General features: G+C 64.9%; 26 protein-coding genes and 1 tRNA gene. 12 read left to right on the forward strand and 15 right to left on the reverse strand.

Annotated elements, in window-relative coordinates:
- Positions 1-50: 50 nt before the first annotated feature.
- The 3 genes from QRN53_RS05610 to QRN53_RS05620 form a co-directional block, all read right to left on the reverse strand.
- The gene (locus QRN53_RS05610) at positions 51-1,115 is read right to left on the reverse strand and encodes a tRNA (adenine-N1)-methyltransferase (RefSeq protein WP_285243026.1); all 1,065 of its coding nucleotides are present in this window, start codon (positions 1,113-1,115) and stop codon (positions 51-53) included.
- A 101-nt stretch (positions 1,116-1,216) separates the two neighbouring features.
- Positions 1,217-2,407 carry a site-2 protease family protein gene (locus QRN53_RS05615; protein ID WP_285243027.1) on the reverse strand — a complete coding sequence of 397 codons (1,191 nt, stop codon included), beginning with the start codon at positions 2,405-2,407 and terminating at the stop codon, positions 1,217-1,219.
- Positions 2,400-3,083: an HAD family hydrolase gene (locus tag QRN53_RS05620; protein ID WP_285243229.1), complete on the reverse strand. Its 684-nt coding sequence runs from the start codon at positions 3,081-3,083 to the stop codon at positions 2,400-2,402. Before QRN53_RS05620 ends, QRN53_RS05615 begins: the two co-directional genes overlap by 8 nt.
- Positions 3,084-3,282: 199 nt before the next feature.
- Here QRN53_RS05620 and QRN53_RS05625 point away from each other — a divergent pair, with 199 nt between their 5' ends.
- Positions 3,283-4,188, forward strand: a complete 906-nt coding sequence (locus QRN53_RS05625) for a PAC2 family protein (RefSeq protein ID WP_285243028.1) — start codon at positions 3,283-3,285, stop codon at positions 4,186-4,188.
- Between the two features lie 78 nt (positions 4,189-4,266).
- Here QRN53_RS05625 and mshC read toward each other — a convergent pair whose 3' ends face one another.
- Both mshC and QRN53_RS05635 read right to left on the reverse strand, forming a co-directional pair.
- Positions 4,267-5,544: a cysteine--1-D-myo-inosityl 2-amino-2-deoxy-alpha-D-glucopyranoside ligase gene (mshC, locus tag QRN53_RS05630; RefSeq protein WP_285243029.1), complete on the reverse strand. Its 1,278-nt coding sequence runs from the start codon at positions 5,542-5,544 to the stop codon at positions 4,267-4,269.
- Between the two features lie 15 nt (positions 5,545-5,559).
- On the reverse strand, positions 5,560-6,393 hold the full coding sequence (locus QRN53_RS05635; RefSeq protein ID WP_285243030.1) for an undecaprenyl-diphosphate phosphatase: 834 nt from the start codon (positions 6,391-6,393) through the stop codon (positions 5,560-5,562).
- Positions 6,394-6,444: 51 nt separating this feature from the next.
- Here QRN53_RS05635 and QRN53_RS05640 point away from each other — a divergent pair, with 51 nt between their 5' ends.
- Positions 6,445-7,374, forward strand: a complete 930-nt coding sequence (locus QRN53_RS05640; protein ID WP_285243031.1) for an aldo/keto reductase — start codon at positions 6,445-6,447, stop codon at positions 7,372-7,374.
- Between the two features lie 45 nt (positions 7,375-7,419).
- Here the strand turns inward: QRN53_RS05640 and QRN53_RS05645 are convergent, their stop codons facing one another.
- Positions 7,420-7,683: a hypothetical protein gene (locus QRN53_RS05645; RefSeq protein ID WP_285243032.1), complete on the reverse strand. Its 264-nt coding sequence runs from the start codon at positions 7,681-7,683 to the stop codon at positions 7,420-7,422.
- A 40-nt stretch (positions 7,684-7,723) separates the two neighbouring features.
- Between QRN53_RS05645 and QRN53_RS05650 the strand changes: the two genes are divergently transcribed.
- A complete protein-coding gene (locus QRN53_RS05650) occupies positions 7,724-7,957 on the forward strand; it encodes a DUF5703 family protein (protein WP_285243033.1) in 234 nt (77 codons plus the stop codon).
- Here the strand turns inward: QRN53_RS05650 and QRN53_RS05655 are convergent.
- Both QRN53_RS05655 and QRN53_RS05660 read right to left on the reverse strand, forming a co-directional pair.
- Positions 7,954-9,114 (reverse strand): acyl-CoA dehydrogenase family protein, encoded by a 1,161-nt coding sequence (locus tag QRN53_RS05655; protein WP_285243034.1) that lies wholly within the window; start codon positions 9,112-9,114, stop codon positions 7,954-7,956. The two genes, QRN53_RS05650 and QRN53_RS05655, sit on opposite strands and share 4 nt — an antisense overlap.
- 12 nt (positions 9,115-9,126) lie before the next feature.
- Positions 9,127-10,431 (reverse strand): M20/M25/M40 family metallo-hydrolase, encoded by a 1,305-nt coding sequence (locus tag QRN53_RS05660; RefSeq protein WP_285243035.1) that lies wholly within the window; start codon positions 10,429-10,431, stop codon positions 9,127-9,129.
- Between the two features lie 170 nt (positions 10,432-10,601).
- Here QRN53_RS05660 and QRN53_RS05665 point away from each other — a divergent pair.
- Positions 10,602-10,684, forward strand: a tRNA-Leu gene (locus QRN53_RS05665).
- A gap of 588 nt (positions 10,685-11,272) precedes the next feature.
- Here the strand turns inward: QRN53_RS05665 and QRN53_RS05670 are convergent.
- Positions 11,273-11,896 (reverse strand): hypothetical protein, encoded by a 624-nt coding sequence (locus QRN53_RS05670; protein WP_285243036.1) that lies wholly within the window; start codon positions 11,894-11,896, stop codon positions 11,273-11,275.
- Between the two features lie 25 nt (positions 11,897-11,921).
- Positions 11,922-12,047 carry a hypothetical protein gene (locus QRN53_RS05675; protein ID WP_285243037.1) on the reverse strand — a complete coding sequence of 42 codons (126 nt, stop codon included), beginning with the start codon at positions 12,045-12,047 and terminating at the stop codon, positions 11,922-11,924.
- A gap of 1,485 nt (positions 12,048-13,532) precedes the next feature.
- Here QRN53_RS05675 and QRN53_RS05680 point away from each other — a divergent pair.
- Positions 13,533-14,021, forward strand: coding sequence for an esterase/lipase family protein (locus QRN53_RS05680; RefSeq protein ID WP_285243038.1), 489 nt, complete (start codon positions 13,533-13,535; stop codon positions 14,019-14,021).
- A gap of 148 nt (positions 14,022-14,169) precedes the next feature.
- On the opposite strand, the gene QRN53_RS05685 is transcribed toward QRN53_RS05680, so the two are convergent.
- On the reverse strand, positions 14,170-14,682 hold the full coding sequence (locus QRN53_RS05685) for a DUF805 domain-containing protein (RefSeq protein ID WP_285243039.1): 513 nt from the start codon (positions 14,680-14,682) through the stop codon (positions 14,170-14,172).
- A gap of 319 nt (positions 14,683-15,001) precedes the next feature.
- Here QRN53_RS05685 and QRN53_RS05690 point away from each other — a divergent pair, with 319 nt between their 5' ends.
- Both QRN53_RS05690 and QRN53_RS05695 read left to right on the forward strand, forming a co-directional pair.
- On the forward strand, positions 15,002-16,501 hold the full coding sequence (locus tag QRN53_RS05690) for a phospholipase D family protein (protein ID WP_285243040.1): 1,500 nt from the start codon (positions 15,002-15,004) through the stop codon (positions 16,499-16,501).
- A 129-nt stretch (positions 16,502-16,630) separates the two neighbouring features.
- Positions 16,631-17,650 carry an NADPH:quinone reductase gene (locus tag QRN53_RS05695; protein ID WP_285243041.1) on the forward strand — a complete coding sequence of 340 codons (1,020 nt, stop codon included), beginning with the start codon at positions 16,631-16,633 and terminating at the stop codon, positions 17,648-17,650.
- 37 nt (positions 17,651-17,687) lie between these two features.
- On the opposite strand, the gene QRN53_RS05700 is transcribed toward QRN53_RS05695, so the two are convergent.
- Positions 17,688-17,879 carry a three-helix bundle dimerization domain-containing protein gene (locus QRN53_RS05700; protein ID WP_285243042.1) on the reverse strand — a complete coding sequence of 64 codons (192 nt, stop codon included), beginning with the start codon at positions 17,877-17,879 and terminating at the stop codon, positions 17,688-17,690.
- Positions 17,880-18,054: 175 nt separating this feature from the next.
- On the reverse strand, positions 18,055-18,276 hold the full coding sequence (locus QRN53_RS05705; protein ID WP_285243043.1) for a hypothetical protein: 222 nt from the start codon (positions 18,274-18,276) through the stop codon (positions 18,055-18,057).
- A 161-nt stretch (positions 18,277-18,437) separates the two neighbouring features.
- On the opposite strand from QRN53_RS05705, the gene QRN53_RS05710 reads away from it, so the two are divergent.
- The 5 genes from QRN53_RS05710 to QRN53_RS05730 all read left to right on the forward strand — a co-directional run bounded on the left by QRN53_RS05710 (position 18,438) and on the right by QRN53_RS05730 (position 23,081).
- Positions 18,438-18,740, forward strand: a complete 303-nt coding sequence (locus tag QRN53_RS05710) for a DUF4193 domain-containing protein (RefSeq protein ID WP_018761323.1) — start codon at positions 18,438-18,440, stop codon at positions 18,738-18,740.
- Between the two features lie 159 nt (positions 18,741-18,899).
- Positions 18,900-19,640 carry a M50 family metallopeptidase gene (locus QRN53_RS05715; protein WP_285243044.1) on the forward strand — a complete coding sequence of 247 codons (741 nt, stop codon included), beginning with the start codon at positions 18,900-18,902 and terminating at the stop codon, positions 19,638-19,640.
- A gap of 29 nt (positions 19,641-19,669) precedes the next feature.
- Positions 19,670-20,758: a glutathione S-transferase family protein gene (locus tag QRN53_RS05720; protein ID WP_285243045.1), complete on the forward strand. Its 1,089-nt coding sequence runs from the start codon at positions 19,670-19,672 to the stop codon at positions 20,756-20,758.
- Between the two features lie 44 nt (positions 20,759-20,802).
- Entirely contained in the window at positions 20,803-21,912 is a 1,110-nt protein-coding gene (locus QRN53_RS05725; protein ID WP_285243046.1) for a serine hydrolase domain-containing protein, read from the forward strand.
- Between the two features lie 92 nt (positions 21,913-22,004).
- Positions 22,005-23,081, forward strand: coding sequence for an FUSC family protein (locus QRN53_RS05730; RefSeq protein WP_285243047.1), 1,077 nt, complete (start codon positions 22,005-22,007; stop codon positions 23,079-23,081).
- On the opposite strand, the gene QRN53_RS05735 is transcribed toward QRN53_RS05730, so the two are convergent.
- Both QRN53_RS05735 and QRN53_RS05740 read right to left on the reverse strand, forming a co-directional pair.
- Positions 23,078-23,989 (reverse strand): MaoC/PaaZ C-terminal domain-containing protein, encoded by a 912-nt coding sequence (locus QRN53_RS05735; RefSeq protein WP_285243048.1) that lies wholly within the window; start codon positions 23,987-23,989, stop codon positions 23,078-23,080. The two genes, QRN53_RS05730 and QRN53_RS05735, sit on opposite strands and share 4 nt — an antisense overlap.
- On the reverse strand, positions 23,986-25,326 hold the full coding sequence (locus QRN53_RS05740; protein ID WP_285243049.1) for a 3-oxoacyl-ACP reductase: 1,341 nt from the start codon (positions 25,324-25,326) through the stop codon (positions 23,986-23,988). Before QRN53_RS05740 ends, QRN53_RS05735 begins: the two co-directional genes overlap by 4 nt.
- Positions 25,327-25,334: the final 8 nt, after the last annotated feature.

Raw genomic sequence — 25,334 nt, forward strand, 5'->3', positions numbered from 1 at the left:
GACATTAGTCCCAAGATGCCGGGTAGGGATGGAGACTCTCGAAATCTGGACTAGTTCGTAACCTCGGGAGTGTCCACGACGTTCGTGCCGGCGATGGCGTCCCGGGCGGCGCGGCGGAGTTTCTTGTCTGAGACCGCACGCTCCCCTACTGCCCCGGGTGTCCAGGCGTTGACGTCCTCTTCGTTGAATTCGGTCTTCGACGGACGGCGCTTCACAGAGATTCCGGTGACCCCGTCGGCCAGCCGGCGGGCGACCAGGAGGAACCCGGTGTGGGCCACCATGCGGTGGTCGGGGCGGACGGCGAGCCCTTCGAGGTGCCAGCCGCGGACCATCGACTCCCAGGCGTCCGGCTCGGTGAAGCGGCCGTCGGCCCGGATCGCTTCAGCGGTGCGGGACAGCTGGGTGACCGTGGCAACGTAGTTGATCCACACGCCGCCGGGCGCCAGCACGGTGGCGACGGCGTCGAGGCATTCCCAGGGCGCGAGCATGTCCAGGACCACACGGTCAACGGAGCCGGGCTCCTCGGCCCGGACCACTTCCTCCTGGAAGTCGCCGAGGGATATTTGCCAGGCGGGGTGCGGGCCGCCGAAAATCGTTTCCACGTTGCCGCGCGCGATGTCCGCGAACTCCTCGCGGCGCTCGAAGGAGTGAAGGTAGCCATTGTCGCCAACAGCACGCAGCAGCGAGATGGACAGGGCTCCGGAGCCGACGCCGGCTTCCACCACGCGGGCGCCCGGGAAGATGTCCGCCATGGTGACGATCTGGCCGGCGTCCTTGGGATAGACGACGGCGGCGCCACGCGGCATGGAGAGGACGAAGTCGGAGAGCAGCGGCCGCAGTGTCTGGTACTGCTGGCCCACGTTGTTTACCACGACGGAGCCGTCCACCTGGCCGATGATCTCGTCATGGTTGAGGAAGCCACGGTGGGTGTGGAAGGCACCGCCACGCTCAAGGGTGATGGTGTTCATGCGGCCGCGTTCGTCGGTCAGCTGGACGCGTTCCCCCTCACGGAAAGGGCCGCGGCGACGGGCTGCGCCCACCGGCTGCGAGCCGCTGGCGGCAACACCGGATTGCGCTGCACCCTTGGCGTCGTTGACGGCAGTTTCGCTGCTCATGATTTTTTCCTCGCTCCTGTAAACCTGGTGGTGCCGCGCCACTGGCCCCTCGGGGGCGCCAGCCGGCGTCTGCGGCGGCAATGCATGACCGGCAGGTAACTCTACCGGTTCTGGCCTTGAGGGTCGCTATTGTTCCGCGGACGCTTTCCGGTGATGGTGGCGAGGACGGCTTCCTGCGTCAGCAGTCCGGTGACCTGGCCGTTGTGGTCCACCACGGCGTAATGGCGGCCGTCAACCTTTGACAGGAATTGCACAAGCTCCTGGCCCTTGGACCATTCGGGGATGTAGGCCCCGCTGGCCAGCGGGAAAGAGACGGCCTGGACTGGCGTCGAATCCGCAGCGGCAGCGGGGACGGACTGGAGTGCATCCGGGTCCACCACACCTTGCGGCCGTCCGTCCGGTCCACAGACCACCACTGCCTTTGCCCCTCCTTCGGAGAGGCGCAGCGCATCACCGGCGGAGGCGGTGGCGGGCAGACCGGCGGCGGGGATCGACAATGCTGCAGCACTGACCAGTGGAAGCCTGCCGCGCAGTGTGCCCTGCTGGATGGAAGCCGATGCGCCCATCCACAGGAAACCGCCCACAAGGATGGTGATCATAAGGAAGCTGAAGTCCGGGCGGTCCCCGGCGAGGAAGGGGCGGACCAGGAACCAGTATGCGATGGCGACGACGATAATCCGGCCGCCCCAGCCGGCGGCGACCGTTCCCTTCGCCTGGCTTCCGGTGGCCTTCCAGACGATGGATTCAACCATCCTGCCCCCGTCCAGCGGTAGGCCCGGAAGGATGTTGAAGACGCCGATGAGGAAGTTGGCCCACACAAAGATGTTGGTCAGGATTTCGGCGACACTTCCCAGGCTGTTGGTGCCAAGCACCAGCCACGCGCCGCCGGCCAGGACGAAGTTCGCCGCCGGTCCGGCAAGGGCCACCAGCACGGAGCGGCCGGGCGAAGCTGTGAAGCTCTCGAACTGGGTGTGCCCACCCCAGAGGTTCAGGACGATTTTTTCGGTGGGCCAGCCGTAGATTTTCGCGGTGAGGGCGTGGGCCAGTTCATGCACCAGCACCGAGATCAGCAGGAGGACGGCGTAGGCGAAAGCGACGACGTAGGCGCTGGCGCCCAGCGCGGGGTTGTTCCGTGCCAGGACCGGCCCGTAGACGATCACCGTGAACGCTGCGATGACGAACCACGAGTAGGCCAGCACTACAGGGACGCCGGCGATCCGTCCCAGCGGGATCCCTTCGCGGCGGCCGGTGGCCTTCTCGCCGGCACCGGTTTTCGTGCTGTGTTCAGCCACGGGGATCACCTACTGCGGGCTCCGCATGGTGTGCGGAGCCCGCGCCCACCAGCAGGGCTTCCAGCTCTACGAGGGAACGGCCGGCCAGGGAATCCCACAGTTCGTAGCTCTCATGGTCGGGCAGGGGAACAATGTGCGGTACAGCCACAGTTGCCACCCCGGAGGCAACCGCGGCAGCTACGCCCGGAACGGAGTCTTCCAACGCCACGCAGTGGTGGATGCCGAGCTCGGGGTCATTTTCCTGCAACAACTCCACGGCCGTCAGGTACGCCTCCGGGTGCGGCTTGCCCTGGGTGACGGTGTCACCGGTCACCAGGATTTCGAAGTACGGCCTGGGAAGGTTTGCCACCACTTCCCGGGCCAGCGGGCCCTCGGACATGGTGACCAAAGCGCAACGGACCCCGGCCTGGTGGAGCTCTTCCAGGAGCTCACGGGCACCGGGCCGCCACGGCACCTGCTGCTGCACGCTGCTGATGACCTGGGCCGTGAGGACGTCGATGATCTCGCGAATTTCCAGCTCCACGCCCGCCTGCTGCAGTAACCCGGCAGAAAAAGTCAGTGACTGCCCCACCAACTGCATTGCCTGCTGGTGGCTCCAGGTGCCCCCGTGGGCCTCCACAAGTGCGCGCTCGGCTGCGATCCAGTACGGCTCGGTATCCACGATGGTCCCGTCCATATCCCACAGGACAGCTTTGAGCGGTGAACTGGCGGCAGGTATTGACATACAGCCAGTCTACGGGGCATGGCTGGGCGGAGGCTGTGGGCTACGCCCTTGGCGAATATGACGTGGCAGGGGTGCTACAAGGACGGGTTTACGCGGATTCGCGGCGCTTCAATCCATGCATGACCAAGCACCTTGGACGTAGGGTGAAGAAATGAATAGCTTCGAAGGAGACACGGCCGGGGAGGATGCCGGACCCGAGCGGGAACGGTTCCTCCAGCCAGTGGCAGACGGACAGCGCGTAACGGTCATGCTTGCCGCCTTTGAAGGGTGGAACGACGCCGGAGAAGCGGCCAGCGATTCGTTGCGCTACCTGAACAAATTGTGGGGCGGCAAGAAGGTCGCATCCATCGATGCTGACGAGTACTACGATTTCCAGTTCACGCGGCCCACAGTCCGCAGGAACGCCGCGGGCGAACGCAAGATCAAGTGGCCGTCCACCCGGATCTACAAGGCCAGTGCGCCCAACTCCAACGTGGATGTGATCTTCGTTCAGGGTACCGAGCCGTCCTATAAATGGCGCGCCTACACCGCGGAGCTGCTGGTACATGCGGAAGCGTTGCACGTGGATTACGTGGTCCTGGTGGGCGCACTGCTGGCTGATGTCCCGCACAGCCGCCCGATTCCAGTGAGCACATCCTCCGACGACGCCCCGCTCCGGGAACGGATGAACCTGGAGGCTTCCCAGTACGAGGGGCCCGTGGGCATTGTCGGCGTGCTGTCCGAGGTGTCCCTGCTGGCCGGCATTCCCACCGTCTCCTTGTGGGCTGCCGTGCCGCATTACGTGGCCCAGGCGCCCTCGCCCAAGGCCCAGCTCGCCCTCCTGCACCGGATCGAGGAACTCCTTCAGGTCCCGTTGGATACCCATGAACTGGCCGAGGAGGCCGACGCGTGGGAGCGCGGGGTGGACGAACTGGCCACTGAAGACCCGGAGATCGCCGCGTACGTGCGCCAGCTGGAGGAAGCCAAGGACACGGCAGATCTGCCCGAAGCGAGCGGCGAGTCCATTGCCCGGGAATTCGAACGGTACCTAAAACGGCGGGGCCAGGACCGGGGCTGAAAGCTGGCGGATGCGAAGAGGGCCTGGCCCGGATTTATCCGGGCCAGGCCCTCTTTTGTGCCAATCGAAGCGGACTCTTTACAGCTGGACGCCCAGGAGCGCGTCCACCGCGTCCTTTACTAAGGCGGCGTCCGCGGCGCTGGCGGCAGCTCCGGCGTCGTTCGCTGACCGTGCCCACCGGGAAACTGCGGCAACCGCTGCCGGCGCGTTGAGGTCTGCTGCCAGCGCTTCGCGCATCTCGGCCAGAAGCGCGGATCCCGAACCCGCGGGGGCATGCTGCAGGGCTCTGCGCCACGCCGCAAGGTCTGCCTTGGCTGCGGCGAAGCCTTCGTCCGTCCAGGACCAGTCCGAACGGTAGCGGTGGGACAGGATGGCCAGCCGGATGGCGGACGGGTCCTCCCCTGCGGCGCGGAGCTTGGACACAAGTACCAGGTTGCCCTTGGACTTGCTCATCTTCTCGCCGTCCAGCCCCACCATTCCGGCGTGGGCGTAGTGCTTCGCCAGCGGGACTCCAGCCAAGGAGTATGCATGGCCGGCACCCATCTCGTGGTGCGGGAAGACCAAGTCGGAGCCGCCGCCCTGCACGGTGAACGGTGCCGGCAGGTACTTCTGTGCAATGACCGTGCATTCGATGTGCCAGCCCGGCCGGCCCGCGCCAAGGCTTCCACCGGGCCAGCTCGGTTCGCCTTCCCGTGCCACCCGCCACAGCAACGGATCCAAGGCTTGCCGCTTGCCGGCGCGGCCGGGGTCGCCGCCACGTTCGGCGAAAAGCTCCAGCATGGCGCTTTCGCCGAGGTGGGAAATGGACCCCAAGGCCCAGGCATCAGGTGCCGTTGACTGCTTGCCGGCGGCTTCGACGTCGTAATAGACATCCCCGTCAGGCTCGCCGTTGGCGCCTGCCACCTGGTACGCCAGCCCCATGGTGACCAGCCGTTCCACTTCGGGGACGATCAGGCCGATCGATTCGACAGCGCCCACATAGTGGTCCGGCGCAAGGACGTTCAGGGCTTCCATGTCAGTCTGGAAGAGTTGCACCTGCTGTGCGGCGAGGTCGCGCCAATCAACGCCCGTGGCGGTGGCACGTTCGAGCAGGGGGTCGTCCACGTCGGTGACGTTCTGGACGTAGGAGACCTCGCTGCCGGCGTCACGCCAGGCCCGGTTCAGCAGGTCGAAAGCGACGTAGCTGGCCGCGTGGCCCATGTGGGTGGCGTCGTAGGGAGTGATGCCGCAGACGTACATGGAGGGCCTGGCCTCCGGTTCAAGGGCCACCTCACGGCCTGCCGCGGTATCGAACAGCCGCAGGGCGGCCATGTTTCCGGGCAGGGCAGGAACGGGGCGGGAAGTCCAGGATTTCACAGGTAAAGCCTAGTCCTAGGCGCTGATGACGCCGAAACCGAGCAGGAGGTACAGCGCCAGGCCCAGGAAAATCCGGTACCAGACGAAGAGACGGTAGCTGCGCGTGGAGACGAACTTCAGGAACCAGCCGATGATCACATAGCCCACTACCAGGGCGATTACTGTGGCCAGCGCGGTCTCCGGCAGCCCGAACGGTCCGGTGATGCCTTCTTTGGTGACCACTTTGTAGAGCTGGTAGAGCCCGCTGCCAAACACGGCGGGGATGGCGAGCAGGAAGGAATAGCGGGCAGCAGCCTCACGGGTATAGCCCATCAGGAGCCCCGCGGTGATGGTTCCACCGGAGCGGGATACGCCCGGAATCAGGGCCATGGCCTGAGCCAGGCCGTACAGGATTCCGTGCTTGTAGGTCAGGTGGGTCAGGTCCCGCTTCTGGGCACCGATCGCGTCCGCTACGGCGAGGATGAGGCCAAAAATGATCAGCATGGTGGCAACGATCCACATGCTGCGGAGCACCGATTCGATCTGGTCCTGGAAGAGCAGCCCCAGGACGACGATGGGCAGGCTGCCCAGGATCACCAGCCAGCCCATCCGGGCGTCGGGATCCTGCCGCGACACTTTGCCGGCCAGGGAGCCTGCCCAGGCTTTGACGATGCGGACAATGTCACGCCAGAAGTAGATCAGCACCGCTGTTTCCGTGCCCAGCTGCGTGATAGCCGTGAACGCGGCACCCGGATCCTGCGCGTTGGGAAGGAACTCCCCCACAATCCTCAGGTGTGCGCTCGATGAAATCGGTAGAAATTCGGTCAGTCCCTGCACTAGGCCCAGCAGGGCCGCTTCAAACCAGTTCACGCTAAGACCCTACGGCATGGCGGCGATGCTTCTGCCCGTAAGCTTGCTGCTATGCAGCAGCGTTACGTCGGCAACAGTGGATTGCGAGTTTCAGCCCTCTCCTTGGGCACCCGGTCCTGGGGTGGGGAAACTGACGAGCAGGACGCCTCCGAGTTGCTGCGCACCTTCCTTAATGCCGGCGGCCGGCACGTGGACACCTCGGCGTCGTACGCCGGCGGAGGCTCAGAAGCCGTCCTGGGATCGCTCCTGGGCGACGTTGTGTCCCGCACGGAGATTTCCATCTCCACCAAAGCGGGGATGACGACGCCGGATGGTCGCCGTGCCGTGGACACCTCACGCAATGCGATGCTCACCGGACTGGACGCCAGCCTGGCCCGGTTGGGCACCGATTACGTGGACCTTTGGTTTGCCGAGGCGTGGGACGGAAACGTTCCCCTCGAGGAGACGCTTGCCGCGCTGGAGTTCGCCGTCCGGTCAGGGCGGGCCCGCTACGCCGGAATCTCCAATTTCAACGGCTGGCAGGCGGCTAAGGCTGCGGCCATCAGCACCGTTCCGCTCGTGGCCGCGCAGGCCGAGTACTCGTTCCTGAACCGGACCGCGGAATTCGAACTGATGCCTGCATTGGAAGACGCCGGGTTGGGGTTGATGGCCTGGGGTCCACTGGGCAGGGGTGTGCTCACGGGTAAGTACCGCGGCAGCATTCCGGCGGGTTCCCGGGGCGCCTCTGCGGGCGAGGCCGATTACGTGGAGCCGTACCTGGCGGAGAAGCCGTCCCGGATTGTAGACGCGGTCTGCATGGCAGCCAAAGGGTTGGGACGCACGCCCCAGGACGTCTCGTTGTCCTGGCTGCTGTCGCAGCACGGCGTCGCCACCGTCGTCGTCGGGGCCCGCACGAACGTGCAGTTGAAGGAAATCCTGGACGCCCAGCTTTCACCGTTGCCGCCCCAGATCGCCAGGGCGTTGGAAGACGTCTCCGCCTAGCGCCCCACCGCGGGCCGCCTCCGGCCGGACTGGTTTACCTCGGCGCTATTCGTCGACGATCTCCAGGTCTTCGTCGTCGTCCACGTCGGCCTCATCCTCATCGTCTTCATCGTCGAACACCTGCAACGGTGTCACTTCGTTGTAGGCCTCGTAGAGGGCGTCTTCATAAACTTCGAAAGCATCTGCAACTGCAAAAAAGGCTGCCTCCACCGAGGGGTCACCGTCCCCGCGCCGGTTCGATGCTGCTATAAGGTGTTCTTCCAAAGCGGTGGTCAGGGACGAAAGCGCGACACGCGGATCGATGCTCATGACTTCACGTTAGCCGGAAAAGGACGAAAATGGAGAGCAAATGAAGGAACAATTTCTCACCAGCTCGGTCCAGCGGGAGCGGGATTATTTGCGTCAGTACGAGTACCTCGTAGTGACCGTCAGCCCTGACGATTCCCTGCCGGAGGCGCGGCGCCGCCTGGTGGAACACTCCGAGTACGGCAAGTGGGAATTGGAACGCAGCAAGCTCTACGTGGGCGGCGGCAGGCGCTTTTGGCTGCGCCGCCGGGTGATGCAGGTCCAAAGGACTGTCTAGTCCTCCAGGGGGCCGAGCCAGGCGTTGGCGACGGTGTTGTGGGCTGACTCGTCGTCGGAAGGGTGGAACATGCCGGCAAGCACGTCCCGGTACAGCCGTTCCAGTTCGGAGACCCTGAAGTAGCTGGATCCGCCGCTGACCCGGATGGCCAGGTCCACCACCCGCCGGGCGGTTTCAGTCGCATTCACCTTCAGGCCCACCAGCTTGGGGAACCATTGGGACCGGTGATCGGCCAAGGCATCGACGTCCGCAGTCACCGCTTCAAGTTGGGGATACAGGTTGTCCATGGCCATGGCGGCTTCTGCCACCTTCCACCGAATGTCCGGGTCCTGGGCGTAGCTGCGGCCGCCGTTTTTGAACGAGGTGCGCCGCTTGGCCGTCTCCACGCCCACCGCCAGGGCACGCTCGCCCAGCCCCGTATAGACGGCGGCGAGCAGCGTTTCGAAACAGGCGAAGATGGCGAAGATCAGGGGGTCGGCGTTGGGTCCCACGGGGAGCTTCCGGAAGATCCGGTCCGCGGGGACGGCGGCCCCGTCCAGTACCGTGGTGGCGGACTGGCTGGCGCGCATGCCCAGGGTGTCCCAGTCGTCCAGGATCTTGTAGCCGGGCGTTTCCCGGGTGATGAATCCGTGGACCAGTTCCCCGGCCCCGTCCCTGGCGGCCGGGTCCTTGCCGAAGATTCCGAGCCGGGTCCAGGCAGGTGACAGGCTCGTGAAGATTTTGGTGCCGGCGAAGGTGTACCCGCCGTCCGGGGCCGGCGTCGCGGTGGTCCGTGAGTCAAACAGGACGGAGTCGTTGCCCGCCTCGGAGTTGCCGAACGCGAAGACTTCTCCCTGCGCGGCTTCCTTCAGGACGAAGGCCAGTGAGTCATCGCCCCGGGCGGCCAGGACATGCGCGACGCCGGTCCAGACCAGGTGCATATTGACAGCCAGTGCGGTGGCCGGGGCAGCCGTTGCCAGCCTGCGCTGGCACTGCGCCGCCGCTTGGAGCCCAAGTCCCGCGCCGCCGTCGGACGCCGGCACGAAGAGCTTCAGGTATCCTGCCGCAGCCAACTCCTGCAGGTCCTCGTGGAAGAAAGCGTTGTCGCGGTCGTAGGCGGCAGCACGGCCCCGGATGCGTTCCAGGAGTTCATCGGGCAGCAGTTCCTCCGGAGTCACGGCCGGCACCTCTCAGTAGTTGGTGAGCAGGGTGTTCAGCACGCGTGCGCCAAACTTGAGGGAGTCCGCCGGGACCCGCTCATCCACGCCGTGGAACATTCCGGTGAAGTCGAGTTCGTCCGGCAGCATCAGCGGGGCGAAGCCGTAGCCGGTGATGCCCAGCCGGCTGAGCGACTTGTTGTCCGTACCGCCGGAGAGTGTGTAAGGCAGCACCTTGGCGCCAGGGTCCTCCTTGTGCAGGGCGTCGATCATCGAATCGACCAGGTTGCCGGCAAAGGGAACTTCCAGCGAGACGTCGTTGTGGACGTAGCTGACGTCAACGCCGGTGCCTGCGAGCTCGCGGACGATCTCGAGGACCTGCTGTTCCTGGCCTGGCAGCGTGCGGCAGTCAACCAGGGCTTCAGCCGACTCCGGGATGACGTTGTGCTTGTAGCCGCCCTTCAGGAGGGTGGGGTTGGTGGTGTTCTGCAGGGTGGCGCCCACGAACCTGGCCACGGTACCAAGCTGGTCCAGCAGGAGGTCCGGATTGTCGGCGTCGAACTCCACGCCAGTGAGTTCGGTCACCCCGTCAAGGAACTGGCGGGTGGTGGGGGTGAGTTCGATGGGCCATTTGTACTCACCGATGCGCGTGACAGCCGCGGCCAGGCGCGTGATCGCGTTGTCCGTGTTGATCTGCGAGCCGTGGCCGGCCCTGCCATGTGCCACCAGTCGAAGCCACGAGATGCCCTTCTCGGCGGTCTGCAGCAGGTAGGTGCGCTGGCCGCCGATGGTGGCGGAGAAGCCACCAACCTCCGAAATCGCCTCCGTGGCGCCTTCGAACAGTTCGGGACGGTTGTCCACGGCGTAGCGGGCACCGTAAACGCCGCCGGCTTCCTCATCCGCGAAGAACGCGAAGATAATGTCGCGCTTGGGCTTCCTGCCGTCCCGGGCGAAGCTGCGCATGACGGACAGGATCATGGCATCCATGTCTTTCATGTCGACGGCGCCGCGGCCCCAGATGAGGCCGTCCTTCAGCTCCGCGCCGAACGGGTCTACCGACCACTGGTCACGCAGTGCGGGTACGACGTCCAGGTGGCCGTGCACCACGAGGGCACTTGCCGACGGGTCCTCCCCCGCCATGCGGGTGACCACACTGGCGCGCCCGGGGGCGGATTCGAAAATCTCGGCCTCAAGCCCCACCTCTTCGATCAGGCCCGCGGTGTACTCCGCTGCCGCCCGCTCCCCCGGCCCTGAACCGTCACCGTAGTTGGAGGTGTCGATCCGGATGAGTTCCTGGCAGATCCGGACAACTTCATCCTCGGGCAGGACGTCAGGCATAGGTACCTCCTTGGTAGGGAATGACTGGGTGGCACGAGCTGAATCGCTGTGCTCAGCCTACCCACTTGCCCCGATTCGTTGTTCTACGAAAAGTCGTGTTAGAGTTTTTCTCGCTGCTTCGGAGAGGCGCGAAACGCTGAAAGGCGGGGTCGCTTCCCGAAATACCACCTGCGCGGGTGGCGGAATGGCAGACGCGCTAGCTTGAGGTGCTAGTCCTCGAAAGGGGGTGGGGGTTCAAGTCCCCCTCCGCGCACAATGGGAAGCCCCGGAAAATCGCTGATTTTCCGGGGCTTTTTTGTGTCTCCAACCACGCGATATGTGTTTTCGCCCACGTCGGTGTGAATGTGCCACTCCTGTCAGGGGGTTGGCCGCAAAGTAATCGATGGCTTGCATTGAGAAGCGGAAACGCAAGAATGGTTCCGTTACGGACTACTGCAGATGGATCGACCCGGCTCCAGGAGTCGAATGACCCAAAAGATGGAATCTTTGGAGTACGCCCAATTGCTGCTCACCGTGCTCAACGCTCACGGCTGCGACGTGGACGCGGCTCTCGGGGGTACGACGGACATTTTGCCGAGGTGTGCACCGTCACGAGAATGATCGAGGACCACTCGACCTCCTGACGTCAGCCAGCGGGTACACACTACGGCGCTACAAAGGCAATTAGAGATACCACATCGCCGACAGCCTCGGCGTCATGGACTTCGCCTCCGAGTTACGAGACATCGTTCTGTGGCTAAAGGAGATGCAGGATAGGGGCCTCTCCACGAAGACGATCGCCAATGTCCATGGCTTGCGATTTGCGCGCTGCTGGGAGCAATCTACCGGGATTGCGCCGCGTTCACGATGAGCGTCCGGTGGTCGGCAGCGGGTTGACGTGCACGATGATGACTTGGGTGTCCTTGGTGCCGTCGTAGCGGAGGTCGTAGGTCACCTGCAGGCCGGTCGAGGTGCCCGGGGTAATAGCGAAGTCGCTCATCTGGTCCGGCTTCGCGGAGACCGATTCGATCCAGTCCTCAGCGGATGTGCTGTCGATACCGTAGCGGCCCACGCCATCCCGGATCAGCGTCGCCAGGTCTTCCCGCGACGTGGCGGTCAGGAAGTAGGTGATCTCGCTGAAGTCCGCCCGGTTGTTCATTCCGTTCAGCCGCAGCCGGTCGGTGTGAGCGGCGATCACGCCGTATGGGGCCTCGATGAACAGGTCCATCAGCCCCGACGTGTGGACATCGGGTGCGTGGCCGGTTCCGTCCTGGAGGCCAACGTCGGACTTCCGCAGGTTGCCGGAGGTCATGTCCAGCAGGGCCGTCTTCGAGGATTTGATCTGCTCGATCCCAGCGTCGTCCAGCTTCGAGTAGATCTTGGCTCCGGCCGGCGGATTGCTGGACACAGCCGGCGTGGGCTCGCTGGAAGGTGCGCAGCCGGTCAGCAGAAGCGGCACGGCAAGCAATACGGCAAGGCGTTTCATCGGTCCCCCAAAGACGATTGGTCCCTCAGGCTATCGGAGCCTGGGCCTGGCCGACGAACATGCGGCCGAAGTGCTTCCGCTCAGTCCGGTGCTCGAACCGCGCCCAGCCCAGGGATCCCCAGAACTCGTCCGCGCCTTCCGAATGCGCCACGAAGGGTGTGCTCGTGGATCGCTCCTCAAGCAGCTCGATGGCCCCTGCCGGCCGATGCCGCAGCGCCGGTGGTCCGCGGAGGCCTCGAAGAAGTGGTTGGCTGCATAGGCTCCCAAGGGGTCGACGGCGCTCAAGGAGCGCGGCTGCTCTCACGCTGACCGTCTTCGTCCCAGCAGTTCGGTCAACTCGGACGCCTTCCGAGCCGAGGCAGTCTTTTGGACTTCTGTAATTGCCCGACATTCGCCCATTGCGATGATCTGATCGTAGTGACTCTCGGTGAAGCGGACCGTGCGCTTGTTCAGCCGCAAGTGCGGCCAAGTGTTGGTTCAGTACATTTCCCGCACCATTCGCAGGGGACACGCCGAATTGCTCGGCGATTTCTTCTGGCGTGAAAAGTTGGTCCATGCCGATTGCGGCCGTTCTGTTGCTCCTTCGGAGAAAAAGATGTGTTCTCGTACTCCTATTCACGAGAGGAGGTGACGGCGGTCCACCAGGAACGGACCCACACCTGAGCCAATGCGTCAGACCCTGTATCGGTGGATCCTTGGCGTGGTTGGCGTGGTTGAACAACTGAAATTTGAGTCCCCTGGGCGGGACGATTCGTACCAAAAAGCCCGCAGCACAAGGGTTTTCCTAGAAACGACACGCGGAGGGGGTTTAAGTCCCCCTCCGCGCACAATGGCAAGCCCCGGAAAATCGCTGATTTTCCGGGGCTTTTTTGTCTCCACCATCAGTGTGATCTACACGGTCACCTGCGGCAGCAGGCACGATAAGCCAGGCGCCTGATGGTTGCCTGAAATAACCAATATCGTCACGTGAAATTAAGTTAGGCAACCTAGGTTCGTTTGTATGACAAACGTCCCAAAGGATGCTTCCCCATCCAGCCCCAACGATCGCGCCAGGGCTTACGCCTGCCCTAAACAAGGTTCCCTTCCCGGGGGCCGGGACCTTGCTGCCTCTGGTGCCGCGCCGAACCGGCGGGCGTCCTTCGGCGCTATTGGCAAAGAAGAGTGACTTTGTGAGTCCGTCGCCCCGCAACCCCTGGGTGCGCTGCTCGCGCCCGGGCCTGCGAGCCATCACCGTCGCGAGATGTGCAGTGAAACAAAGTCTTGACAAATTAACTATCAGCCTACTTATTATTAGAAAAGCCGAAGGGGATCGGCTTTGGGTAATGGGAGAGAGCAAGAAGGGTGCGCCCAGCGAACGGGGTGCACCCTTTGCCATGCCCGGGTCAAACGCCGGCCAGAGAAACCCCTGAGGTCCGGCAGCAGGCCTGCAGCAGGACGCGGGCATGATGACGGAAGCAGAAATCCCCCACCGGCGCGCCCTCAAAAAGAGGGGGAATGAAGGGGGCTTCCGTGTCTCGACCGGGAGCTCCGCGCGCGCCTAATCTAGGTCCGCAAGAACCCTCAGGGCTGCGGGAGGAATAGTGACCATGAATCTTCTGCCCCCCGGCGCCCTCCCGATTCGGGTTGGAATCAGCTAATGGAAAATGATCGGGGCCTCGTACCCCAAGGCGTTGTTCTCGTTCACGGCATGTGGGGTGTCCCCGAAGACTGGGCGTGGGTCCAGCGCGCACTCCGCGAAAGATCCAAGGCGCAAGTGAAAGCCGCTGATCTCCCCTCGCATCGAGTACCCGGCGCCGGACTGTTGGAAGATGCCGAGGAGGTCCGCGCTGCCATTGCTGCAAGCCCTGCGCCCACCGTCGTAGTCGGCTGGTCCTATGGCTGCGACGCGGTAGGGATCGCCGCTCACGGCATGGGCAACGTGGCCCGGCTCGTATACGTCTCCTCCCCGCCCTTGAGGTTGCAGCCTGACGACCGTGACGCAAGCTGGGTGGATTCGATGGAGCACATGCTTTACGACGACCAGGGCCGGCACGCCCTGGACGGCGACTGGTGGCTCAGCGAAGACGACGCCGGGAAGCGGCTCCCGGACGACGTGCGTGCCTTCTTGAAAAACCACCCGCGTTAACCGTGGCATGCAGTATTCCCTCAGCGTGTTCAGCGGACTTCCCAAACCCCGGGGGATGCGACCGACTCAAGACATGGAAGAGGGGAAGACCGCGCCGGTCTTCCCCTCTTCTTTTACCCCTTACCTGCAGGGCCGGCCGGTGGCCAAGTTATTGGACGGGCTGGTCGAACCGCTGTCCGGCCGGATCCGGACCCATGAGGGTGAAGACCAACAGGATGATCGCTCCGGCGAATGGGATCAGCGCCAGCAGGATCAGCAGTCCGCTCTTGTTGCTGTCGTGCAGGCGGCGCACCGTTAGTGCCAGCGAGGGGACGATGGTGGCCAGGCCCCAGATGATGCCCAGGATCAGGCCAACGACGGCACCCGGACCCAGCTGCGGAGCGCTGCTGTAAGCGGAGGTGGACGTCACCATCCCGGAGCCGACAATGATGTTCAGGACGATGCCGACGATCACGGCGACGAGCGTCCACCACCAGTATTCGCTCCTGCTGGCCCGGCCGGAGAAAGACGCGTACTTCTTGAAGAACCGCTTGGCTGCCGCCTGGAACGGCGCGCCATAGTAAGGGGCCCAAAGCGGGGGCTCCCCGCCGGGCCACGACTGCTGGGACGGGTACTGTTGCGGCGGATAGGGCTGCTGAGACGGGTATTGCGGATAGCTCAAGGTTTCCCCCAGATGTCAGAAGTGACTGGAACGTGCTCATCGTACTGTCGATGTTGTGGAAAACAACCTGCACAGGGGTAACAATTATCCCAAGTTCCCCTGAATCACCGGGGCAAACGATGCTCCCCGGGATACCCCGGCGGGCAGCGTCCGTAGGCTAGTTTGGGAACGAAGCGGCCTGCCCCACGGCCCCGATAAGGAGCGCCCTTTGGACAACATTGCCCGCACGTGGTTTTTGAGCAGGATCGAGCGGGGAAATCCCGCCAGTGTTGTTCAGGCAGGGAACGATGGTTCGGGGTCGTGGTCAGAGGGAAACCTGGTGCGGCCCTTGATCCACGGAGCATCCTACTTCTCCCGCTTGCACGACGAACTGGAGGCGCTCCAGGCCGGCGACCGGGTGTGGTTCACGGACTGGCGCGGGGACGCAGACGAACGATTGTCCGCTGACGGGCCAACGATTGGCGCGGTGCTGGCGGGCCTGGCCCGGTCCGGGGTCGAAGTCCGTGGACTTGTGTGGCGGTCCCATGGGGAACGGATATCGGCACCCATCAGCGGGCGCTCCAACGAACTCCTCAGCCGGCAAATCAACGATGCCGGCGGTGAAGCGCTGCTGGACCAGCGCGTGCGTCTTTTTGGTTCCCATCACCAAAAACTGGTGGTCATCCGCCGTCGCGACGACCCTTCCAAGGACGTTGCCTTCGTTGGCGGACTTGACCTGTCACACAGCCGCCGGGACGACGCCCGCCACAGTGGTGACCCCCAAGCGGTAAAAATGGATCCCGCATACGGTGGGCGTCCCCCTTGGCACGATGCAGCTTTGGAGCTGCGCGGCCCAGTGGTGGCTGATGTCCTGGCGGTCTTCGCTGAACGCTGGAACGATCCCCACCCGCTCGACCGACACACCCCATACCGTATGCTGCTGCAGCGCCTGGCACGGATGCCCCGGCATCCCAAGCCACTCCCGGCCGCCGCCCCTCCCCCGCCGCCGGCGGGCCCGCATGCGGTACAGCTGCTGCGTACCTATGGCCGGAAACACCCGCCCTTCCCGTTTGCTCCCGACGGTGAGCGCAGCATAGCCCGGGCCTACGCGAAGGCCTTCTCCCTGGCCCGTTCCCTCATCTACATCGAGGACCAGTACCTGTGGTCCAGGGAGGTAGCGGCCGGCATCGCATCGGCGTTGGAGCGCAATCCCGGGCTGCAGGTGATCATCGTCGTCCCCCGCTACCCGGACTCTGATGGCCGCCTGGGCGGGCCACCCAGGCGGCTGGGCCAACTGCGTGCCATCACCATGCTCCGGCGGGCCGCGCCGGACCGGGTCGGCGTGTTCGACTTGGAGAACAGCGACGGCATCCCCATTTATGTCCACGCCAAGATCTGCATCATCGACGACACCTGGTTCACCTGCGGATCGGACAACTTCAACCGGCGGTCCTGGACCACTGACAGCGAGCTCACGTGCGCCGTCGTCGATACCTCCGGAAGCGGCAGCCGCGCAGAAGAAGCCAACCAACCTGCCGCTCCCGGGCCGCTGGCAAGGGACCTCCGAATCCAGCTGTGGGCCGAGCACCTGGGGCTGGACCCCGAAAACTTACGGCTCCTTGCCGGAATGGCCGGCCTGGACCTGTGGAACAGCACTGCCGATGCGCTGGCACAGTGGTACCGCGACGGGCGCCGCGCGCCCCGGCCTCCCGGACAAGTGCAGCGCCACACCATAGAGCCCCTGCCGCCGCTCCACCGGCTCTGGGCGGATCCCCTGTACCGGCTTGTGGTGGACCCGGACGGCCGGCCACGCCCCCTCCGCGGCACACGCCGGTTCTAACTGCCGGACCGGTCCGGGTTTTGCTCCACAGGAACCGCCAACCGTTGGCTGGAGACGGCTGCGCGGGGCACTGTGCGGCCGCGGTAAGTTGGAGCGGTAACTGCAGCCAAGGGCGGATTGGGAGAAGACATGAAAGCCATCGTGTACGAAGAGACTGGCCCATCGTCGGTGCTGAAGCTCCGCGACAAACCAATGGCAGACCCCGGCCAGGGCGAGGTCCGGGTCCGGTTGCTGGTGTCCGGAGTAAACCCGACAGACTGGAAGTCCCGCTCCGGCAGCGGGAGCAGGAGGCTTGACGCGCCCAAGGTTCCCAACCAGGACGGGGCAGGGGTGATTGATGCCGTGGGTTCCGGAGTGGACGGGTTGGGCGTCGGGGACCGGGTATGGCTCTGGGACGTCGCATGGGGTGGCAACGAAGGAACCGCACAGGAGTACGTCACCGTGCCGGCCGCGAAGGCCGTGGCCCTCCCTGTCGGAGAGTCCTACGACGCCGGCGCCTCGCTCGGCATCCCCGCACTGACGGCCCACCGCGCCCTTACCTCGATGGAAGGCGGCCCGTCCCGGCTCGCCCCCGGGGCCCTTGCCGGCCGGTCCGTCCTTGTCACCGGCGGTGCGGGAGCCGTGGGACACGCAGCCATCCAGCTGGCACGATGGGCCGGGGCAACCGTCATCACCACCGTCAGCGGGGATCATAAAGCGGAACTGGCCCGGCGGGCGGGAGCCGGCACAATCATCAACTACCGGACGGATGACGTGGTCAGTGCTGTTCGCGAGGCCTCCCCGGACGGTGTGGACACCATCGTGGACGTCAACGCCCCGGCGAACATCGAGGTGGACCTTGAGGTGCTCAAGCCGGGCGGGACGGTGGCCGTCTATGCGGCAAACCCCGGCGAGTCACTGACCGTGCCCATCCGCGAAAGCATGACCAAGAACGTCCGGCTGCAATTCATCCTCACCTACACCGTGACCGACGAGCAGAAGGAAAACGCGGTGGCTGCTGTCTCCGAAGCGCTCGAAGCCGGTGCGCTTCGGGTCGGCGAAGACTTCGGGCTCCCGCTGTCCCGCTTCCCCCTCGAGGAGACCGCGGCGGCCCATGACGCCGTTGAGCAGGGCGTCATCGGAAAGGTGCTTATCGACGTCGCGCCGTGACCTGCGGGGACAGGCGGCGGCGATGCCTGTCCGGGAACTACTGCGAAAGCCGGTCCCTCGCCGCATGCTCGACAAGGACCGGTATGAAGGCGCGCACCCTTCCGGTGTCAAGCATGCTGTGCTCCTGCTGCACGACGTCCTCGATCTGCTCCCTGGGCAGGGTGGGAAACCTTACCGCCAACCGGTCCACCACTTCGCTGAGGGCCCGCAACTCTTCGCTAACTCCCATCGGCAAAGTGTCGGCGGTCCGGGTGAACCTCGTCAAGACTTGACTATCCGGGCAACTTTGCCACGACCAGCGACGGCCCACGGGCGAGAAAGGGCGGACGACGGCGGCGCCCCCCCCACGCCGGGCAGGCTCGCCGCCGGGCTGGTCACCGGGTGGCGGTCGTCGCCCGTCGCAGTTAGTGCGGATGCAGCCTGCGGGGGTGGGAATGACGGTGGACACGCGAACCCGCCACGGCCGGACGGTAGTGGACGCGACGTTTCGCTGTCCGGATCTCGCGCCGCTCCTGCCGCCGGGCTTTGCGTTCCGGACGGTCGATGGCGGACAGGATGGTCAGAGTGACCGCCATCCATAAGAGGGCGGACCCCAACACCAAGGCGATTTCCAGCTCAGTGCTCATAGTCACAATTTTAGGACTTGTCGCGGAAGCTGACCCCGCGCAGATCCACATCAAAGCCGCCTAAACCCACAAGGACCGCGGCGCTTCCTGTTGGGGAATACGGGCCTGATGCTGTACGTTTCATACCCGACAGCCAATCAAAGAAAAGAGAAGCACCTAAAGTGGCAACCGATTACGATGAACTGCGTTCCGACGTCAAGGAATCGCAGGACAACTCACTTGAGCAGCTCCAGTCAGCAAATGCTCCCGACGCCCGCAGCGTTGTGCAGGAGTTGGACGAGGCTGACGGGCTGGATGGCGCCGGCGTCCCTGGCGGCGAATTCGTCGCTGAGGAGCTCGTAGTCCAGGTGATTCCGCAGGCAGAGGACGAATTCACCTGCTACTCCTGCTTCCTGGTGCGGCACCGCTCCCAGATTGCGCGCCAGAAAGACGGCCACAGCTACTGCACCGAGTGCGAAGGCTAAGAAGCCAACGTTCCGGCGGAAACGCACGGAACCTCTCGAACACCATCCGGAAGGCACGCCTCTAAAGGCGTGCCTTCCGGTTTTAAGCATTCGCCCAGACAAAGTGCGTAACGTGCGGTCAAGAACTTACGACGACGACCCGGCAGCCAGGAGGCAGCGTTGGACAGCCCCTTGGGCGTATGGAACACCTTTACGGCCGCCTTCTCCCAGGCCGCCGTGCCCAATGTCACCTGGTTAGAGTTGCTGCTGTCCCTGGCAGCAGCAACCGCGTTGTCCGTTCCACGCCGTTCCTGGCGCTACTTTGGACTCCTTGCCACGGCCGTCCACGAACTGGGCCACGCCTTTGCCGCTGTGACCTCAGGCCAACGGCTGTCCGGGATCCGGCTCCGGCTGGACCACTCGGGAACAACCACCACCTACAGCCGGAGCCGCCTGGCCGCTGCCTGGTCGTGTTTCTGGGGCTATCCGGTTCCCGCCCTCGTTGGCGCCGCTTTCGTGTGGTGCGGAGTTACCGGGTGGGGTGCCGCGGCCACGGCGGTAAGCATGGTGCTGCTTGCGGTCTCACTGCTTTTCCTCCGCAACCTTGCGGGATTCCTCATCACGATCGCCGCCATGGCCGGCGCCGGAGGACTCACGTTCCTGGCAACGGCCTCGGTTGCCGCGCATGCGGCCGTCATCTTCGGCGTTGCCTTACTCGTAGCCGCGGTCCGGGACCTGGCCAAACTGACCCACGTCCACCTCCGGCGTCGTGACCGCCTGGGAAGTTCCGACGCCTACCTGCTGTACCGCGCAACCTCCGTGCCGTCCGTTGTCTGGATCGCGATCTTCAGCGTCATCGTGGCCGGCTCTTGGCTCGCCGCCTGGCTGCCAGTCTCCCGGATCCTCCTTGGCGGCACATAGATGGTGGGGCCGGCGCATACGCTAGAGCCATGAGCCAGGAAACCGAGAGCACTCCCACAGCGACGGATGACAGCACGGAGCACAGCACCCGCGGGGCTTATGTGACCGGCGGCGCCGAGTTCACCCGTGACACCAACTACATCGAGGACCGCATTACACGCGATGCCGCTCCCGGCAGCAACGGCGAACCCGGCTGGCCCGTGGAAGCGGGACGGTACCGGCTCATCGCCGCCCGGGCTTGCCCGTGGGCCAACCGGACCGTCATAGTCCGCAGGCTCCTTGGCCTTGAAGACGCCATCTCCCTGGGCCAGCCCGGGCCCACCCACGATGCCCGGTCCTGGACCTTTGACCTGGACCCGGGCGGCGTGGACCCGGTCCTGGGCATCGAACGCATCCAGGATGCCTACTTCAAGCGCTTCCCCGGCTACCCGCGTGGTATCACCGTCCCGGCCATGGTGGACATTCCAACCGGCGAGGTCGTCACCAACAATTTTCCGCAGATTACCCTCGACTTTTCGAGCGAATGGGTCGATTTCCACCGGCCGGGCGCACCGAAGCTGTACCCGGAGCATCTGCGCGGGGAGATCGACCAGGTCAACAAGCGCGTCTTCACGGAAGTCAACAACGGTGTCTACCGCTGCGGCTTCGCCGGCTCGCAGGAGGCCTACGATAAGGCCTACGAGCGCCTGTGGACTGCGTTGGACTGGCTCGAAGAGCGGCTCTCAAGCCAGCGGTACCTCGTGGGCGACTCCATCACCGAAGCGGACGTGCGGCTGTTCACCACATTGGCCAGGTTTGATCCCGTCTATCACGGCCACTTCAAGTGCAACCGACAGAAACTGAGCGAGATGCCGAACCTGTGGGGGTACGCGAGGGATCTCTTCCAGACTCCCGGCTTCGGGGACACCATTGACTTCGTCCAGATCAAGCGGCACTACTACGTCGTGCACGAGGACATCAACCCCACGGGCATCGTTCCGTCCGGCCCTGACCTGCGGGGATGGCTTGAGGACCACGACCGTGAGTCGTTGGGTGGCCGGCCCTTTGGAGACGGCACTCCCCCGGGACCGGTGCGGCCGGGCGAAGAGGTCGCGGCCGGACACGGAGCCGAGGGCTAGGCAGAAACCCGAACTAGGAAATCGCTTTCCCTTATGCTGGAGGCATGCAGACTTCCCTAGGGTATGTGGCCCCCGGATACGGGAACGTGCTGGCACTGTTCGAGTCGCTGCTCGCCGAGGATCCCCGGTACAGTGCGCAGCTGGCCGCGTACCAGGGCTCCCGGCAGGTGGTCAGGCTGACCGGAGGCCCGGACATGGAGCCGGAGACGGTAACGGGGGCCTACTCGTGCTCAAAGGGCGTCGGCGCCATGGTCATCGCACTGCTGGTCCAGGACGGCCTTCTTGAACTGGACCGTACCGTGGCCCACTACTGGCCGGAATTCGGCGCCTGCGGCAAAGACAGGCTGCTGGTCAGGGAAGCACTTTCGCACCAGGCCGGACTGATGGGAATCGACGGCGGTTTCGGCCTCACTGAATTCACCACGCCTGAAGCGGCGGCGCGGCTCGCCGCCGCACCTCCCCTCTGGGAGCCGGGGCGGCAGTTCGGGTACCACGCCCTCACCATAGGAATTCTCATGGAGGAGCTGTGCCGTCGCACCGCGGGCGAAACGTTGCAGGATATCTACGACAGCCGGATCCGGACGCCCCACAGCGTGGACTTCTTCCTCGGCCTTCCGGAAGAGCAGGAACCGCGGTACCGGGATGTCCTCTACCAGGACGCCCCGGACGAAGGTTGGGTGGACCCGCTTAGCCTGGAGGGCATTAACGGCAACGCACCCGTCAGCACCGTCATGGAACTGCCGAACATCCGGGCAGTCCGCGCAGCAGGCATGTCAGCCGCAGGAGGAGTGGGGTCCGCTGACGGGCTGGCCCGCCTCTATGCCGCGGCAACAACCGGCGTCGACGGCGGCCGGCCCTTCCTCGCGGCTAAGACCATCGAGGCTATGTCCCGGGAGCAGGTGTGGGGCCTTGACCGGTCCTCGGGGCTCGACAACGCTTTTGCCGTCGTCTTCATGAAACCGCACCCGTCCAGGAACTTCGGCAGCCACCGCGCCTTCGGCCACGAGGGAGCCAACGCTGCCCTTGGCTTTGCGGACCCCTCCTACGGCCTTGGCTTCGGTTACATCCCCCGCCGCCAGGAGGAGGGCCGGACCCCGGGAAGGGCCCACCGGCTGGCCGCCGAGGTGCGGCGTTCCGCGGCCGGCTTGTCCTGAGGGGATCCCGGCCCTACTGTGTCCGGATGGGCAATACTCAAGCACGACCGGATGCACGGTGGGCTCGGGGGACCCAACTTCTCAAACAAGCGGTGGAGGGGATTTCCGCTGCTTTCGCAGCACAACGGCTGCAACTGGCGGCCAAAGCGGCGCTCGCGGCAGGCTTGGCGTTCACGATCGCTCCGCTGATGCCGGGGGCAGCGTCGCACTACACGTACTACGCGCCATTGGGCGCCCTTGTTGCCATGTACCACAACGTCGCCGGCTCGGTACGGAACGGGCTCCAGGCCATTGCGGGTTTGGCGGTGGGGATAGGCCTGGCGTTCATCCTGGTCAGCATTTCCGATCCCTCACCCCTGACGGTGGCTCTCTTCATGGGCGTCGGGGTGCTTTTGGGCGGCTTGCCCGGCATCGGTTCCGGCAGTGACTGGATCCCGACGGCGGCGCTGCTGGTCTTGCTGGTCGGCGGCAGGAACGCCGAGGACTTCTCCTACGGATACCTCCTGCAAATGGCCGCGGGGGTCGTGGTGGGAATCGCCGTGAACTTCCTGATTTTTCCACCACTTCACCTGAACGCGGCCGCCACCAGCCTGCTGGAACTTAGGCGCGCCCTCGGCAGGCAACTGACCGACATGGGTGCGGCCCTCACGGAGAAATGGCCGCCGGAACACCAGGAGTGGTCGCGCAGGTCAGAAGAGCTGTCCGACGCCGCAAGGTCCGTGCGTCACCTCGTCAAGGAAGCTGACGCCAGCCGGCGTGCCAACCCGCGGCGAAAGCTGCACCCAAGGGACATCGATCAGGACTACCGCGACCTTCAAAACCTGGAGCAGGTCACCTTCCATATCCAGGACATGACTGACGTTCTTTCCGACGTAATTTGGAACAGCGACCTGCCATACGACATCCCCCCGGAGGACACCGAACCGCTGGCCGCAGCTATCACGGCGACCGGAGAACTGTTGTCCATCGATGACGAGGGCGAAGACGACGGGCGCAAGGGCCGCTATGCCGCCGCCAAGGCGGCGGTGGAAGCCTGCATGGCCGCCACCACCGCCAGGCAGGCGGAAGAGGGCACAGTCCCCGCCTCCGAATCCGTTCTCCTGAGCCTGCACCGCATCCTGCGGGCCCTCAGGCCAAAGGACCGAACCACCGGGCGCTCCAACGCCTAAAGTGCTGAAACGGTGCCACTGAAGTGGCGCCTCCCTGACCGCGGATTCCACGCAACGAACCGCGAATGCCTCCACGCACCGGAGGCAGCCTGATCGGTGCTGATCTCGAGGGCTACCCGGCACGGCAGGAAGACCGGCGCGTCAAAGTCCACGTTCCAGCTGAAGGAGTCACCGCGGGCCGGACCGACGTCAGCGAGCGCACGCGAGGCGAGGTACATTCCGTGGGCTATCGACCGGCGCATCCCCAGCGCCTTGGCGGAGAGCACGCTCAGGTGGATTGGATTGAAGTCACCCGATACCGCGGCGTACGCCCGGCCTGTATCCACCCCCAGGTGCCACAGGGCCGTCGGTGCCAGCGGAATGAACTCGGGTTTCTGTGCGGCCGCGGAAGGTTTGTCGATGCCGGGAAGGAACAACCCCTTGGCCAAGTAAGTGGACACCCCGCGCCAGTGGATCTCTGCTGAGCCCGCGCGTCTCACCTCAGCCACCACGTCCACCTGTGTGCCTGCCCGGTGGCCCCGAAGGTTCTCTACCCTGGCGATTACGTCCAGGGCGTCCGTGAAGACCAGTGGCGCCCTCTGCTCAACACTGTTGCGCAGGTGGATCATCCCCAGGAGCGGCAGCGGGAAGTCATCCCGGTTCATGACGCTCATGGCCAGGGGGAAAGCCAGGGCATGGATGAAGCCGGCCGGAAGGACGTCGCTGGCGGTCTCACCGATCAGGTGCTGGTAGGCCGTGAGGTTTCCAACGTCCACCGTGACGCCCCTGACTTCGTGGCTCTCGGCCGGAAGGTCGGCCGAGTCATGCGTTCCAAGGAGCCTTCGACGTGCCGCCTGGGCGGCGGCGTTGACGTACAGCTTGGAAAGCGACGGCATCTCACCCAGGATCACTGGCTGCTGGAGCGTCATGCCCCCACCAGGTTCTGCCCGCACACCCGCAGCACCTCCCCGTTGATTCCACCCGCGGCGTCGCTGGCCAGGAAGGCAATCGTTTCCGCCACGTCCGTGGGGAGTCCGCCCTGTTGCAGCGAGTTGAGCCGGCGCGCCACTTCACGGACCGCAAACGGGATCCGGGCGGTCATTTCGGTTTCAATGAATCCGGGAGCGACCGCGTTGATGGTGCCCCCATTGGCGGCGAGCAGCGGCGCGGTGGCCCGTACCATTCCCATCACGCCGCCTTTGGAGGCGGCGTAGTTGGTTTGTCCCCTGTTACCGGCGATGCCGCTGGTGGAAGCAACTGAAACGATCCGCGGTGACGAGCGGAAGTGGTTAGAGGCGAGGAGGGCTTCGTTGATCCTGAGCTGGGCCTCGATATTGATGTTGATCACGGAGTTCCAGCGGCCGTGGTCCATATTCGCAAGCAGTTTGTCCCGGGTGATCCCGGCATTGTGCACCACGATATCCAGACGGCCATACCGCTGCGCAGCATGCTCGATGATCCGCGCACCGGCGTCGGCGCCGCTGATGTCCAGTTGCAGCGCCGTGGCCCGCACCTCGTAGGCCACAGCTGCCAGGTGGTCACCCGCCGCCGGAATGTCGACCAGGACCAGTGTGGCGCCGTCGCGGTGGAGCGTCCGGGCGATCTCGGCGCCGATTCCCCTGGCGGCGCCTGTCACCACAGCCACCTTGCCTTCCAGGGGCCTGTCCGGGTTGGCGGGAAGCGCACCGTCCTGCGACGAGATGTGCAGGAACTGTCCGTCAACGAATGCCGACCGGCCGGAAAGGAAGAACCTGATGGCGCCCAGTGCGCTGGGGCTCGTGCTGGTGATGCCATCCGAAAGGAGCACACCGTTGGCCGTGGCGCCCGCCCGCAGCTCCTTGGCCAGAGACCGAAGGAAACCGTCAACGCCCTGGCGGGCAGCCGCGGCCGCGGGGGAAGTAACGCCCGCTGCAGGCCGGGAGACCGTAATGATCCGCCCGCCGGCGCGTAGGTCCCGTAACGAACCTGCCGCTGACAGCACCGGCTGCTCCAGGTCAGCCGGGTGCTCCAGCTCGTCCAGGACCAGGATGATGGCGCCCAGCTTTTCAGCCGGAACGGCATGCCTGCGGACATCGAGGTCCCAGGACAAGAGCTCGCTGGCCAGGCTGTCCGCCCCGGCACTGTTGCCGACGACGACCACCGGGCCAACGACCAGGGGTTGGCCTGGCTGGTAGCGGCGGAGCACTGCGGGCTGCGGGAGGCCGAGCTTCCTCGCCACGCTGCGGCCCGGGCCGCTGTTCACGAACTGGGTGTATGTATCCGTCATGACTGCCC

Origin of the sequence: Pseudarthrobacter sp. fls2-241-R2A-127 (assembly GCF_030209355.1) — a bacterium.
In the GTDB taxonomy this organism is placed as follows: domain Bacteria; phylum Actinomycetota; class Actinomycetes; order Actinomycetales; family Micrococcaceae; genus Arthrobacter.

Bases quoted from the DNA above. Each gene is read 5' to 3' on its own strand.
- QRN53_RS05610 (WP_285243026.1), bottom strand. From the start codon at position 1,115: ATGAGCAGCGAAACTGCCGTCAACGACGCCAAGGGTGCAGCGCAATCC.
- QRN53_RS05620 (WP_285243229.1), bottom strand. From the start codon at position 3,083: ATGGACGGGACCATCGTGGATACCGAGCCGTACTGGATCGCAGCCGAG.
- QRN53_RS05625 (WP_285243028.1), top strand. From the start codon at position 3,283: ATGAATAGCTTCGAAGGAGACACGGCCGGGGAGGATGCCGGACCCGAG.
- QRN53_RS05640 (WP_285243031.1), top strand. From the start codon at position 6,445: ATGCAGCAGCGTTACGTCGGCAACAGTGGATTGCGAGTTTCAGCCCTC.
- QRN53_RS05645 (WP_285243032.1), bottom strand. From the start codon at position 7,683: ATGAGCATCGATCCGCGTGTCGCGCTTTCGTCCCTGACCACCGCTTTG.
- QRN53_RS05650 (WP_285243033.1), top strand. From the start codon at position 7,724: ATGAAGGAACAATTTCTCACCAGCTCGGTCCAGCGGGAGCGGGATTAT.
- QRN53_RS05660 (WP_285243035.1), bottom strand. From the start codon at position 10,431: ATGCCTGACGTCCTGCCCGAGGATGAAGTTGTCCGGATCTGCCAGGAA.
- QRN53_RS05670 (WP_285243036.1), bottom strand. From the start codon at position 11,896: ATGAAACGCCTTGCCGTATTGCTTGCCGTGCCGCTTCTGCTGACCGGC.
- QRN53_RS05680 (WP_285243038.1), top strand. From the start codon at position 13,533: ATGGAAAATGATCGGGGCCTCGTACCCCAAGGCGTTGTTCTCGTTCAC.
- QRN53_RS05695 (WP_285243041.1), top strand. From the start codon at position 16,631: ATGAAAGCCATCGTGTACGAAGAGACTGGCCCATCGTCGGTGCTGAAG.
- QRN53_RS05700 (WP_285243042.1), bottom strand. From the start codon at position 17,879: ATGGGAGTTAGCGAAGAGTTGCGGGCCCTCAGCGAAGTGGTGGACCGG.
- QRN53_RS05705 (WP_285243043.1), bottom strand. From the start codon at position 18,276: ATGAGCACTGAGCTGGAAATCGCCTTGGTGTTGGGGTCCGCCCTCTTA.
- QRN53_RS05720 (WP_285243045.1), top strand. From the start codon at position 19,670: ATGAGCCAGGAAACCGAGAGCACTCCCACAGCGACGGATGACAGCACG.
- QRN53_RS05725 (WP_285243046.1), top strand. From the start codon at position 20,803: ATGCAGACTTCCCTAGGGTATGTGGCCCCCGGATACGGGAACGTGCTG.
- QRN53_RS05735 (WP_285243048.1), bottom strand. From the start codon at position 23,989: ATGACGCTCCAGCAGCCAGTGATCCTGGGTGAGATGCCGTCGCTTTCC.
- QRN53_RS05740 (WP_285243049.1), bottom strand. From the start codon at position 25,326: ATGACGGATACATACACCCAGTTCGTGAACAGCGGCCCGGGCCGCAGC.